This is a genomic window from Arthrobacter sp. AG258 (assembly GCF_004364695.1).
In the GTDB taxonomy this organism is placed as follows: domain Bacteria; phylum Actinomycetota; class Actinomycetes; order Actinomycetales; family Micrococcaceae; genus Arthrobacter.
In genome coordinates this window covers 181,242-194,479 of sequence record NZ_SOBI01000006.1, presented here as the reverse complement: position 1 = coordinate 194,479, position 13,238 = coordinate 181,242, and the positions used below count along the sequence as shown (strand labels likewise).

Sequence of the window (13,238 nt, the reverse complement as noted above, 5' to 3'; positions counted from 1 at the left end):
GAGGGCCTTGGTCACGAGGCACAACGTCAGCCAGCGAACAGTGGACCCGCGAAGCCCGGTGTCGGTGGGCAACGGCGAGTTTGCCTTCACAATGGACCTGACCGGCGTCCAGACCTTCCCGGCCGACTATCCGGTGGGTGCCCGCGACGACGCCCTCCCGCCCGGGACACTCCTCGGTACGCAGTCCCAGTGGGGCTGGCATTCCCGTCCCGCCGAGGAACCCTACGGACTGGCCGGCTCCACCGTTTCCTACGATTCCCCCCGCGGGCCTGTGCCCTACGTGGACATGGTGGGAGACATCGTCAACGACCGCGAGACCGGTTCCTCGGCCGCCGAAACATGGCTGCGGGCCAATCCGCACCGGCTGGACCTGGCACGCATCGGCTTCATGCTGGCGCCAGGCTCAACCGAACAGGCCATCAGCCGAACAGACCTGGCAGGCACCGTGCAGACCCTCGACCTGTGGACTGGCACCGTCCACAGCCGCTTCACCCTTGGTGGCCGGCCGGTCGACGTCCTCACCGCATGCCATCCGCGTCGCGATGAACTGGGCCTCCACGTGGAATCACCCGCCCTCCACGAGGGGCTGGTGCTCTGCATTGATTTCCCTTACGGATCCGAGGCCTGGCACAACGCCGCCGACTGGAGCCGGCCCGAGGCCCATACCACCACCCTCGGGAAGCCTGTCGCGTCAGAGGTCCATCCCGGCTCGACAACGTGGACCGTTCACCGTGAACTGGACAACGCCCGGTACCGGATGGTGGTCAGCGGCAGCGGACTCGTCGTGGAGCAAACGGGCAGGCACCGGATCCGGATCAGCACATTGCCTGGGGAACCAGGAGTTCTGGACGTCGCGCTGGCCTTTGTACCCGCCGGCGACGGCGACTGTATCCCGCGACCCGGGGATGACGCCCTCCTGCCGGCGGACCTGCCGCGCGGAGACGCAAGGGCCAGTGCCGCCGTCGGGCCCCTCCCCGGCAGCAACAGCCCCGGCAACGGCATTGCCGCTGCCTCCGCGGCCCGTTGGGAGGGGTTTTGGACCACGGGCGCGGCCGTGGAACTGGGTGCGACCGGAGACGCCCGCGCCAAGGAACTCGAGCGCCGCATTGTCCTCTCCCAGTACCTGACGGCGGTCAACTGCGCCGGCTCCCTCCCGCCCCAGGAAACCGGGCTCGTCTGCAATTCGTGGCGCGGACGGTTCCATCTGGAGATGCATTGGTGGCACGCTGCACACTTCGCCCTCTGGGGCCGTTCGGAACTCCTGCTGCCGTCCCTGCGGTGGTACGCCACGGTCCTCGAAACATCGCGGCAGACGGCGAGGGCCCAAGGGTTCGACGGCGTCCGCTGGCCCAAGCAAGTGGGCCCGGACGGGCGGGAGAGCCCCAGTCCGATCGGCACCTTCCTTCTCTGGCAGCAGCCGCACCCCATCTACCTGGCAGAACTTGTCTATCGCGCCAATCCCTGCAAGGAGATCCTGGATGAGTTCGCGGAGATCGTGTTCGAGTCGGCCTCGTTCATGGCCAGCTTCGCGCACCCCACGGCGCGCGGATTCGAATTGGGGCCGCCCATCGTACCGGCCCAGGAAAGCTACGGCCCGATCCGGGCCTCCGTCACGAATCCCACCTTTGAACTGGCGTACTGGCAGTGGGGCCTCCGGACCGCCGCCTCATGGCGGGAACGGATGGGCCTGGAACCTGTGGCGGCGTGGCAGGACGTTGCGGGAGGACTCGTTCCGCCGCGGGTCATCGACGGCGCCTACGCAGCGATAGACGTGGAGCCGTTCACCATCAGGACCGACCACCCGTCAATGCTGTGCGCTTTGGGGGTCCTGCCGCGGACGGACCTCATTGACGAAGACATCATGCGGGCCACGCTGGCCGATGTCCTGGCCGGCTGGGATTGGGAAAGTACCTGGGGTTGGGATTACCCGGTCATGGCCATGACCGCTGCCCGCCTGGGCGATCCGGAGGCCGCTGTGGACGTCCTTTTGCAGGATGCGGGCAAGAATACGGTCCTGCCCAACGGGCACAACCGCCAAACCGATTCCTTGCCGTTGTACCTGCCCGGCAACGGCGGCCTCCTGGCCGCCACAGCATTGATGGCTGCCGGATGGGACAACGGCCCTGACCATCGCTCCCCCGGTTTCCCGCCGGGCTGGACGGTGCGGTGGGAAGGGCTGCTGCCCTTTCCCTAGGTGCCCGTTCGCCCGGGTCAGGTTTGGGGTGTCGCCCGGCGGGCACCAAGGATCGTCTTGCGGGGCTTGCCGCCGGACGCGAGGTCGGCCTCGCGCACCGCTGACCACCCTGCGGAGACGAGGTAGGCCTGGCTGACCAGGTTGAACCAGATGAGCAGGCCGATGATGATGGCAAACGGCGCCAGGATGGGGTTCCGGCTGGCTCCGCCCAGCAGTTCCGTGCTGAAGATCTGCAGCACGGTGGTGCCCACGGCAGCAAGGATGGTCCCCTCGAGCAGGGCCTGGCGGGAAAGCTTCAACCCGGCAGCCAGCCGGAACATGATCAGCGCGGTGACCCAGTTCAGGACCATTGGCACCACAATCTTGACGGACGTGGTCAGCGGGCCGGCCAAGGCGTCACTGAGATGCAGGAAATCGGCAACCCAACCTGCGGCGGTGCCGAACACCAGCGATGCGCCAGCGCTGATCACCAGCGCCACGCCCAGCAGGAGCAGGGTCCCGGCGTCGCGCAGCTTGAGCAGGATGGGATTGACCACCAGCGGAGGCAACTCAACAATCCCGCGGAGGCCGTCCCGGAGGCCGTTGATCCAGCCGAGCGAAGTAACCACGGTGACCACGGCGCTGATCACGGCCGTCCAGCCCAGTCCGCTGGGATCCAGCAAGTCCTTGGGGTCCACCAGGCCATCGCCGCCATTGACCTTCAACAGACCCGGGGCGCTCCTGGCCACGCTGCTGATGATGGTGTCCAGCAAGGCCGGCTGGCCGCGGAGTACCAGGCCGGCCACGGAAAAGCCGGTGGCCAGCAGGCCCGTGATGGAGAAGAACATGTTGAAGCCGATGCCCGCGCTCATCAACGGTCCGTAATGGAGTCCGTAATGCCTGAAGGCCCGCATGGGCCGCACGACGTTCAGCCGGGCAGTGAACAACTGTATCCACGCCATCAGGGCAGGAATCTTGCCGCCGGAGCGGCGCGCCTTATGCCAGTCGCTGCGTTTCTGGATGACGTCCAGCTTCAGCCGGGCGATTTCAGTAGGCAGGGGCTGCTGGTCAGCCGGCGTCCGTTGCGGTGTTCGCGGCAGCGTCCGTGAAGGGGGTGCCGGCGTCGTTGTTAGTTTCGGTCCCAAAATCCAGCTCTTCCCTTAGCTGCCAGATGCCGTTGGCATCATGCTCATAGAGTCCCATGCTAACCACGGGGAAGGTTGCCTTATAGTTCTTTAGTGCCGTTTCGGCCTCGTCCAGGCTTTCCGGGGCGACATCGTGGGCAATCGTGACGTGCGGATGGTAGGCGAACGGCAGCTCGCGGTGCAGGGGACCCTGCTGCAGCCTGCGGTGCAGATCCACGCAGTGTTCGAACCCGTCCTCCACTTTGATGAAGACAACAGGCGAGACGGGACGGAACGTTCCCGTCCCGGCGATGGTGACCGTGAAAGGCCTTTGGCAGCGGGCAACCTCGCGGACGTGCTGTCGGGTTGCCTCCCAATCCTGCGTGGGCGTGGTGGTGATCAGGGTGATGTGCGCCGGTATCACTCCGGCCATCGGGTCACCAAATGACGCGCGCCAGCGCTGCAGCTCCGCGGCAATCTCGTCCGGGAAACCCAGGATGACGCCCACGCTGACGTCTTCGGTCCCGGCCGCGCCGCCTTCCGCCACGGCATCCTGGCCGGGCTGGTCCTCGTAACGGTTACGCCGGGTCCGCTCCGCCTCGCCGGCAGAGCACGCGCTTCCCCTGGCGGTAGCGTTTTTCGAAGACATGGCGCTAGCGGACTCCAGCGAGGGTGAGGGACGGCAGGAAGCCCATGCGCTCGTACACCCGTGCGAGGGTGACCGAAGCGATCTCCCGGGCCCGGTCGGCGCCCAGGGCCAGCAGCCGGTCGAGCTCGGCGGGATCAGCCATGAGCTCGTTCGTGCGGTTGCGGATCGGTGTGATGAAATCCACCACCACCTCGGCGAGGTCCACCTTGAGGTGGCCGTACATCTTCCCCTGGTACTCGGCTTCCAGCTCGGTGACCGTTTTGCCGGTGAGGGCGGAGTAGATGGTCAACAGATTGGACACACCGGGCTTTTCCTCGGCGTCAAAGCGGATCTCCGTTCCGGCGTCGGTGACAGCGGACTTGATGCGCTTGGCTGCGATCTTGGGATCTTCCAGCAGCTGGATGGCACCGTTGGGCGACTCACCCGTCTTGGACATCTTGGCGCTGGGGTTTTGGAGATCGTAGATCTTGGCGCTTTCCTTGACGATCGTTGCCTCGGGCACGGTGAAGGTCTGGCCGAACCGGGTGTTGAAACGCTGGGCCAGGTTGCGGGTCAGCTCAAGGTGCTGGCGCTGGTCCTCGCCAACGGGCACGAGGTCGCTCTGGTACAGCAGGATGTCGGCCGCCATCAGCGTGGGGTAGGCGAACAGGCCCAGCGTGGCGGAATCCGCTCCGGACTTCTGGGTCTTGTCCTTGAACTGGGTCATCCGCGACGCCTCGCCGAAGCCCGTGATGCAGTTCAGGGCCCAGGCAAGCTGCGCGTGCTCGGGCACATGTGACTGGACGAAGAAGATGCTCTTGTCCGGGTCGATACCGGCGGCGATGTACTGGGCCGCGACGATGCGGGTCCGTTTGGCAAGTTCCCCGGGCTCAAAGTCCACCGTAATGGCGTGCAGGTCCGGGACGAAGAATACGGCGTCGTACTCCGCCTGCATATCCACCCAGTTGCGCACGGCTCCGATGTAGTTGCCCAGGTGGAGGGAATCGGCGGTCGGCTTGGCGCCGGAGAGTATGCGCTTCTTGGCTGGCTGGGAAGTCTGGCTGGTCATGGAAGAACTTTCGGGCTCAGAGCTGGTAGTCCACTACCAGCGGGGCGTGGTCGGAGAAGCGGGTGTCCCACGAGGCGGCACGGTCGACGACGGCGGACAGGGCACCGGACGCCAGCCCTGCGGTGGCCAGGTGGTAGTCGATGCGCCAGCCGGTGTCATTGTCGAAGGCCTTTCCGCGCTGCGACCACCAGGTGTAGGGGCCGTCCATCTCGCCAGACAGGTTCCGGTGGACGTCGTGCCAGCCGATTTCCTCGCCCAGGAAGCGGTCGAAGTATGCGCGTTCCGCCGGCAGGAAACCGGCCTTCTTCACGTTGCCCTTGGCGTTCCGGATATCGAACGGTGTGTGGGCGACGTTCAGGTCTCCCACCACCAGCGCATGGTCGCTGTGCTTGGCCAGCTCCGGCAGCCGGGTGATCATGGCGTCCAGGAAACGGAATTTGTCGTCCTGCTTTGGCGTCCCCACCTCGCCCGAGTGCACGTAGGCGCTGGCTACGGTGAGCTGGACGGGGTTGCCGGCGGCATCCGGGTACCGGAAGTCGGCCTCCACCCAGCGCCCGGCCGTGGCAAAGTAGTCGTCGCCGATGCCGTTCCTGGTGGCGAGGGGTTCCTGCCGGGACGCGATGGCGACGCCGGCACGGCCTTTCGCTTCCGCTTCGGCGTGCAGGATATGCCAGTCATCCCCGAGCAGCTGCCGGACGATCGCGTCAGGGGCGCGTACCTCCTGCAGGCAGAGAATGTCCACGTCCCGCGGCTCAAGCCACGCCGCCATCCCGTTCTTGTAGGCAGCCCGAAGGCCGTTTACGTTGACGGATGCGATGCGAAGGTGGTCCTTGTTCAATGCCGAGCTCACCCGCTCCACTCTAGTCGATGATGGTTCCGGCGACCGGCTCTCCGCTGCCGCCGGAGGACTTGATCATGTCCCGGGCGTTGGTGGCTGTGATCTCGATGGTCTCCAGGGCACGGTTGATGGTGTCCTGGTTGGCGGACGCACCCTTGGCGCGCTCCTCTTCCACCACGCGGACCTGCACCTGGACGATCTTGAAGGAGTGGTCAAGCTTGAGGTCACGTACTTCCTCAGCTTCGGAGCGTTCGTAGATCACGCGGGTTCCGCCATGGTCGGCGGAAGCGGGCGCGGGAGCGCGGCCGGCGGCGGCGTTGAAGGCGCTCTGCGCCTCGGTGAGCTTTGCCCCCGCCTTCCTGGCGGCCCGTTGGATGCTGAAGACCACGAACGCAGCCAGGGCCAGCCAGAAGCCGGCAATGATGGCAACAACCCAACCCACGACGTCGTTCTGGTTTGCCGCAAAGAGGACGGCAACGATGAACGCCGTTACCAGGACCATCAGGCCCGGCCCGCTGATGCGGAACATCGAAAAGCCGCCCCTGGCGGGTTTGGAGGATGACGGTGAGCTGCCCAAAGTTCGCATGCAGCCATTGTCTCAAATGGCGGGCAGTGCTCCGGCCGTCTTCCACCCCGGGCGAACAGGGGCTGCTACCTGAGGAAGAGGCTCCGCAGGCGGAGGGTGGTCAGGAGCATTCCGACGGCGGTCATGGCCAGGTAGTAGCCCACGTGCAACGGTGTGGCGGCCGTGAAGCTTCCCACGCTGATCTGCCGCAGCAGTTCCACCCCGTGCCACAGCGGCATGGCCTGGATGAACCACTGGATGGGCTCGGGGTAGACGCTCAGCGGGTAGAACGTGGCGCTGAACAGGAACATGGGCAGCAGGATGAAGTTGATCCAGTCCATTTGTTGGAATGTCTTGAGGAAGCTGGTGATCCCCATGCCGAGGCTGGCGAAGCCGAAGGCAATCAGCACCGAAGCCGGAATCATGAGCAGCGCCCAGGCCGTGGTAATCAGCCCCATGGCTCCCATGACGGCGGTGAAGCCGGTGGCGTAGAGCATGCCCCGCAGCAGGGCCAGGAAGATCTCCCCCACCGCAACGTCCAGGGGCCCCAACGACGTGTAGAGCATGCCCTGGTAGAGCTTGGCGAAGTTCATTTTGAAGAAGACGTTCCAGGTGGAGTCGTACACGGCGCCGTTCATCGCCGACACGGCAAGCAGGGCAGGGGCGATGTACGCCGCGTAGCTGATGGAAGTCCCGTCGGGTCCGCGGACGTCTCCCACGATGGCACCCAGGCCCACCCCCATGGACACGAGGAACAGCACTGGTTCGAAGAATCCGGACACCATCACCAGCCAGTTGGTGCTGCGCGTCGCCATCAGTCCCCGGGAGATGACGGCCTTTGCATTGCGCGAGTACAGCGGCCCGAACGTCCGGTTGCGCGCCGCCTCGGTCACGCTGGCGGCGCGGCCTGAGACGGCGCTCATTGGCCCATCCTCAGGGCAAAGCGGCGCCGGGTCAGGAGCCAACCCAACGCGGCCAGTCCGCCGAGGACGGCGATGTGCAGGATGGTCAGCAGTGGCGCTTCGTGGTAGCCGAAGCTGAGTACCCGGCCAAGTTCGGTACCGTGCCAGATGGGCGAGATCCATCCGACCCAGCGCACTGCCGGCGGGAGGTTCTCGAGCGGGAAAAATGTCCCGGAGAAAAGGAACAGCGGCATTACGATGAACCGCATCACCAGCGCAAACTGGCCCTTGTCTTCCGTGATCGACGCGGAGTAGGCCATCAGCGGAAGCCCAAAGGCAAGGCCCGTCAGGGTGGCCACCAGGATCCCGGCCCAGCCCCAGCCGGACGGTGAGGCGCCGAACAGCGCCACGGCGGCGAAGTAGATGGCAGACTGCAGCAGCAGGCGCAGTGTTACGGCCATGATCTGTCCTGCCGCGATCTGCTGTGGAGTCAGCGGTGACGCGTGCGGCCCGAAGTAGATTCGGCGCCACTTGAAACCGTCCATGACGGGGAACGTGAACTCGTTCGCGGCCGTCATCACGGCAGCGGAGACCAGCAGCGCCGGGGCGATGAAGGCCAGGTAGGACACGCCGCCGAACGCCGCATTGCCGGAGTCCACCAGGGTGGCCAGGCCCACGCCCATGGCAAACAGGTACGCCACGGGCTGGCCCACGCTGTACATCACAATGGACCAGGAGTACCCCTTCATGACCCGGAGCACCTGCTCCGCATAGTAGAAGGCGCCCCAGCGCCGGGCCTTGGCAGCCGAGATGTCGGGCCGGTGCGCCCTAAGGGCGGACTGCGGAGCGGCCAGTGGTTCAGTCAACGAGGCTCCGCCCGGTGAGCCGGAGGAAGACGTCCTCCAGCGAGGACCTGCGCACCAGCGACGTCAGCGGCCTCAGGCCGCGGGCCGAGACCTGCTCAAGGGCAGACTCGCCGTCGTGCGCGTACATCAGCACCCGGTCCGGCAGGACTTCGAGGCGGTCACCGATGCCTTCAAGCCGGGACGCGATGGCTGCGTTGCGTTCCGAGCCAAAACGCAACTCCACCACTTCCTTGGTGGAGTGCTCACGGATCAACTGCGCCGGTGACCCTTCAGCCATGATCCGGCCTTTGTCCACGACGATCAGCCGGTCGCAGAGCTGTTCGGCCTCATCCATGTAGTGGGTGGTCAGGATCAGGGTGACGCCTTGTTCCTTGAGCCGGAAGAGCCGGTCCCAGAGGATGTGCCGCGCCTGCGGGTCCAGGCCTGTGGTGGGTTCGTCCAGCAGCAGGATCCTGGGCTCGTTGATGAGGGACCGGGCAATCGTCAGGCGCCGCTTCATGCCGCCGGAGAGCGCGTCCACCTTGGACTTGGCTTTGTCCGTCAGCTGCGCGAACTCCAGCAGTTCGTCGGCTTTTGGCTTCAGGTAGCTCATGGGCAGGCCAAAGTAGCGGCCGTAGACCAGGAGGTTGTCGCGGACGCGCAGTTCTTCGTCGAGGTTGTCCTGCTGCGGCACCACGCCCAGGTGCGCGCGCACTTCCGGCCCGTGCGTGTCCGGGTCCAGTCCCATGATGCTGAGGTTGCCCGAGGTGCGCCGGGTGACCCCGCCGATCATCTTCATGGTGGTGGACTTGCCTGCCCCGTTCGGACCCAGCAGCCCGAAGGACTCCCCCGCCGGAACGCTGAAGGTGATGCCGTCCACGGCCGCCACATCGCCGTACGTCTTGGTCAGGTTCTCTGCGGAGATGACCACTCCGGATGGCCGATGCGCGGTCATGGTGCCGGAGGGCAGGATGGCTTCGTTGTGCACCTGTGCAGACTAGTTGAGGTGCGGCGCATGTGGAAGTGCGCTTGCAGTTTCGTTATAACGGCCGACGGCGGCACGGCGCCTTTCCTGCGAAAGGTGCCGTGCCGCCGTCGTGCGCCCGGTGGCGGGACTACTGCGCGATGCCGGCTGCGCGTTCTGCCGCTTCCACCACGTTGGTCATCAGCAGCGCCACGGTCATGGGTCCGACGCCGCCAGGGTTCGGCGAGATCCAGCCGGCCACCTCCGCAGCGGCGGGATCGATGTCGCCGTAGACGCGGCTCTTGCCCGTCTCAGGATCGGTCTCGCGGGTAACTCCGACATCCAGCAACGCGGCGCCGGGCTTGACGTCCGCCGCCTTGACGATGTGCTTGACGCCGGCAGCACCCACGATCACGTCCGCCTGCCGGAGCAGTTCGGAGAGGTTCGTGGTGCCGGTGTGGGTCAGGGTCACCGTGGCGTTGACGTCCCGGCGGGTCAGCAGCAGGCCGATGGACCGGCCGATCGTGACGCCGCGGCCCACCACCACAACATGCTTGCCTGCCAGGCTGTATCCGTTGCGCTCAAGGAGCTCGATGACGCCGCGGGGGGTGCACGGCAGCGGTGTGGTGATCTTGTGGTTGACGTTCAGCACCAGCCGGCCAAGGTTGGTCGGGTGCAGCCCGTCGGCGTCCTTGGCGGGATCGATGCGTTCCAGGATCGCGTCGGTATCCAGGTGCTTGGGCAGCGGCAGCTGCACAATGTACCCGTGGCAGGCAGGGTCCGCATTGAGTTCGTCAATGAGGGCCTCCACCTGCTCCTGGGTGGCGTCCGCGGGAAGTTCGCGCTGGATGGAGTTCATCCCGATCTGCGCAGATTGCTTGTGCTTCATGGACACATACAACTGCGAGGCGGGATCCGCACCGACCAGTACGGTGGCGATCCCCGGAATGACGCCCTTGGCCTTGAGTGCGGCCACGCGGTCAGTCAGCTCGGCCTTGATGGCAGCGGCGGTGGCCTTGCCGTCAAGGATCTGCGCGGTGGTGGTTTCAGTCATTGGTCACCACTGCTCGTGCTGCGGGTACAGCGGGAAATCGGCGGCCAGCTTGTCAACGCGGGACTGCAGGGCCTCGACGTCGGCGCCGGTGCCGGCCTTGAGCGCGGTGGCGATGATCTCGGCGACCTCGGTGAACTCGGCAGCGCCGAACCCGCGAGTGGCCAGGGCCGGGGTACCGATGCGCAGGCCGGAGGTGACCATCGGCGGGCGGGGGTCGAAAGGCACGGCGTTGCGGTTGACGGTGATGCCGACCGAGTGCAGGAGGTCCTCGGCCTGCTGTCCGTCCAGCTGGGAGTTGCGCAGGTCAACCAGTACCAGGTGGACGTCGGTGCCGCCGGTGAGGACGGAGACGCCTGCCTCGGCGACATCGGCCTGGTTCAGCCGGTCGGCGATGATCCTGGCGCCCTCGAGGACACGCTCCTGGCGCTCCTTGAATTCCTGGGTGCCGGCGATCTTGAAGGCAACGGCCTTGGCGGCGATGACGTGCATGAGCGGGCCGCCCTGCTGGCCCGGGAAGACGTTGGAGTTCAGCTTCTTGGCCCACTGTTCCTTCGCCAGGATCACACCCGAGCGGGGACCGGCGAGGGTCTTGTGCACGGTGGAGGTGACGACGTCGGAGTGCGGCACCGGGCTGGGGTGCAGTCCGGCGGCAACCAGGCCCGCGAAGTGTGCCATGTCGGTCCAGAGCAGCGCGCCCACCTCATCGGCGATGGAGCGGAACGCGGCGAAGTCCAGGTGGCGGGGGTAGGCGGACCAGCCGGCGATGATGACCTGCGGCTTTTCGGCGATGGCCTGCTCACGCAGCTTGTCCATGTCGATGCGGAAGTTGTCTTCCTCGACCTGGTACGCGGCAACCTGGTACAGCTTGCCGGAGAAGTTCAGCTTCATGCCGTGGGTCAGGTGGCCGCCGTGCGCCAGGGACAGGCCGAGGATCTTGTCGCCCGGGGTGATCATGGCGGAGAGCGCAGCGGCGTTGGCCTGGGCACCGGAGTGCGGCTGGACGTTGGCGTACTCCGCACCGAACAAGGCCTTGACCCTGTCGATGGCCAGTTGCTCGGCGACGTCGACATACTCGCAGCCGCCGTAGTAGCGGCGGCCCGGGTAGCCTTCGGCGTACTTGTTGGTGAGGACGGAGCCCTGGGCTTCCATCACGGCGCGGGGCGCGAAGTTCTCGGAGGCAATCATTTCCAGTGTGCCGCGCTGGCGGCCAAGCTCCTGGTCCAGGACTGCGGCGATTTCGGGGTCGAGCTCTGCCAGCGGCTGGTTGCTGACGGCTGTGGTTGAGGTGGCTGTAGTAGTCACGAAGAACTCCTGGCTAGGGATACGGGCACTGCTTAGGTCAGGCTACCGGCTGGCGCGCCCCCGCACCGCGTTGATGACAGCGCGTGGAAGCACTGGGCATGGTGCTGCTGCACTGACGCAGGAGCAGCCCCACAACCGGCAAAACATGACCCTCGGCCCAGGCGTACGATCCGTGGTCTTCGTGATTGCCGCTCCCTGGTGGTTAGCCACCCAACGCCAGTTGCGACCACTTCAGCCTATCAAAAGCACCGTCCGCAGCGCGGGTAGGCTATTACGCGTGAATGAACAGCTGCTGAACCAAGCGTATGTGGTAACCCTGTCCTGCCCGGACCGTCCCGGAATCGTCCACGCGGTGGCCGGCGCCCTTCTGGTGGCAGGATGCAACATTACGGATTCACAGCAGTACGGCAGCCCCTCAACCGGCAACTTCTTCATGCGCGTCGAGGTCACCACACCCGCCGCCAAGTCCGAACTGCGTGCGGCCCTTGAACCGGTGGCGGAGGCCTTCTCCATGCAGTGGAGCCTGAACACCGTCGGCGACAAGGTGCGCACCCTGGTGCTTGCCAGTACCGCCGCCCACTGCCTCAACGACCTTCTCTTCCAGCAGCGCTCCGGGACACTGCCCATCGAGATCCCCGCCATCGTGTCAAACCACCGGGACCTGGCCGGACTCGCGGAGTTCTACGGCATCCCGTTCCATTACATCCCCGTCACCAAGGACACCAAGGTGCAGGCGGAAGACAAGCTTCGTGGCATCATCGCCGAACACGGCATCGAACTGACGGTCCTGGCCCGTTACATGCAGATCCTGTCCGACGACCTCTGCACCGAGCTGACCGGCAAGGCCATCAACATCCACCACTCGTTCCTGCCGTCCTTCAAGGGCGCCAAGCCGTACCACCAGGCCCACGCGCGCGGCGTGAAGCTGATCGGCGCCACGGCCCACTACGTGACCGCAGCCCTGGACGAGGGTCCGATCATCGAGCAGGAAGTCATCCGGGTGGATCACGCCCGCACGGCGGAGCAGTTCGTCCAGATGGGCCGTGACGTGGAGGGGCGGACCCTGGTCCAGGCCGTGCAGTGGCATGCCGAGCACCGGGTGCTGCTGGACGGCAACCGGACAGTGGTCTTCAACTGACGCGGTCTTCGACTGGCTTCAACCAGCTGGCAGAGGATGCCGTTTTGGGGCCGCAAAACGGCATCTGCCGCGAGTCAGTTGGGCGCAGGCGTGGCTTAGGGTGAAGCCATGGCTCCTCTGTACCCTTTCGCCGGCAACTCCCCGGCTGTCCATGAAACAGCGTTCGTAGCGCCCTCAGCCTCCATCGTTGGCCGGGCGACCCTGGACCAGGATTCCAGTGCCTTCTACGGCGTTTCCGTCCGCGCCGACACCGCGGCCATCACCGTGGGTGCCGGCAGCAACCTGCAGGACAACGTGGTGCTGCACGCCGACCCCGGCTTCCCCTGCACGGTGGGCCGGGGTGTCAGCGTGGGGCACGCCGCCGTCGTGCATGGCTGCACGGTGGAGGACGACTGCCTGATCGGCATGGGCGCCACCGTCCTTAACGGCGCCGTGATCGGTGCCGGCTCGCTGGTGGCGGCCGGCGCCGTCGTCCTGGAAGGAACCGTGGTTCCGCCGCGGTCCCTGGTTGCCGGGGTACCCGCCAAGGTGCGCCGCGAACTCACGGAGGAAGAGTTCGACGGCGTCCGCGCCAATGCGGCGCACTACGTGGAGCTCGCAGCGAAACACCGCGAGCTCCACCAGTAGGTTTCGACG

The 13,238-nt window shown here is 66.0% G+C and carries 13 protein-coding genes; 3 read left to right on the top strand and 10 right to left on the bottom strand.

Annotated features, from left to right (window positions below):
• Positions 1-91: 91 nt before the first annotated feature.
• A complete protein-coding gene (locus DFO47_RS14425) occupies positions 92-2,194 on the top strand; it encodes a hypothetical protein (protein WP_243835495.1) in 2,103 nt (700 codons plus the stop codon).
• A gap of 17 nt (positions 2,195-2,211) precedes the next feature.
• Here DFO47_RS14425 and DFO47_RS14420 read toward each other — a convergent pair whose 3' ends face one another.
• From DFO47_RS14420 to glyA, 10 genes are all read right to left on the bottom strand, one after another.
• A complete protein-coding gene (locus DFO47_RS14420) occupies positions 2,212-3,135 on the bottom strand; it encodes a YihY/virulence factor BrkB family protein (RefSeq protein WP_208294410.1) in 924 nt (307 codons plus the stop codon).
• 106 nt (positions 3,136-3,241) lie between these two features.
• Entirely contained in the window at positions 3,242-3,946 is a 705-nt protein-coding gene (locus tag DFO47_RS14415) for a 2'-5' RNA ligase family protein (protein WP_133832111.1), read from the bottom strand.
• Between the two features lie 4 nt (positions 3,947-3,950).
• Complete coding sequence (gene trpS / locus DFO47_RS14410; protein ID WP_018761936.1) at positions 3,951-4,994, bottom strand: tryptophan--tRNA ligase; 1,044 nt, start codon at positions 4,992-4,994, stop codon at positions 3,951-3,953.
• A gap of 16 nt (positions 4,995-5,010) precedes the next feature.
• Entirely contained in the window at positions 5,011-5,844 is an 834-nt protein-coding gene (locus DFO47_RS14405) for an exodeoxyribonuclease III (protein ID WP_026264634.1), read from the bottom strand.
• Positions 5,845-5,854: 10 nt separating this feature from the next.
• Positions 5,855-6,418, bottom strand: a complete 564-nt coding sequence (locus tag DFO47_RS14400) for a hypothetical protein (RefSeq protein WP_133832110.1) — start codon at positions 6,416-6,418, stop codon at positions 5,855-5,857.
• A 65-nt stretch (positions 6,419-6,483) separates the two neighbouring features.
• On the bottom strand, positions 6,484-7,320 hold the full coding sequence (locus tag DFO47_RS14395; RefSeq protein WP_109863490.1) for an ABC transporter permease: 837 nt from the start codon (positions 7,318-7,320) through the stop codon (positions 6,484-6,486).
• A complete protein-coding gene (locus DFO47_RS14390; protein WP_133832109.1) occupies positions 7,317-8,165 on the bottom strand; it encodes an ABC transporter permease in 849 nt (282 codons plus the stop codon). The genes DFO47_RS14395 and DFO47_RS14390 overlap by 4 nt, the downstream gene beginning before the upstream one ends.
• On the bottom strand, positions 8,158-9,099 hold the full coding sequence (locus DFO47_RS14385) for an ABC transporter ATP-binding protein (RefSeq protein ID WP_208294415.1): 942 nt from the start codon (positions 9,097-9,099) through the stop codon (positions 8,158-8,160). The genes DFO47_RS14390 and DFO47_RS14385 overlap by 8 nt, the downstream gene beginning before the upstream one ends.
• A 160-nt stretch (positions 9,100-9,259) precedes the next feature.
• Entirely contained in the window at positions 9,260-10,162 is a 903-nt protein-coding gene (locus DFO47_RS14380; RefSeq protein WP_018761942.1) for a bifunctional methylenetetrahydrofolate dehydrogenase/methenyltetrahydrofolate cyclohydrolase, read from the bottom strand.
• 3 nt (positions 10,163-10,165) lie between these two features.
• Complete coding sequence (glyA, locus tag DFO47_RS14375) at positions 10,166-11,464, bottom strand: serine hydroxymethyltransferase (protein WP_133832107.1); 1,299 nt, start codon at positions 11,462-11,464, stop codon at positions 10,166-10,168.
• A 277-nt stretch (positions 11,465-11,741) separates the two neighbouring features.
• Here glyA and purU point away from each other — a divergent pair, with 277 nt between their 5' ends.
• Complete coding sequence (gene purU, locus DFO47_RS14370; RefSeq protein ID WP_018761944.1) at positions 11,742-12,602, top strand: formyltetrahydrofolate deformylase; 861 nt, start codon at positions 11,742-11,744, stop codon at positions 12,600-12,602.
• Positions 12,603-12,710: 108 nt separating this feature from the next.
• Positions 12,711-13,229, top strand: coding sequence for a gamma carbonic anhydrase family protein (locus DFO47_RS14365; RefSeq protein ID WP_133832106.1), 519 nt, complete (start codon positions 12,711-12,713; stop codon positions 13,227-13,229).
• Positions 13,230-13,238: the final 9 nt, after the last annotated feature.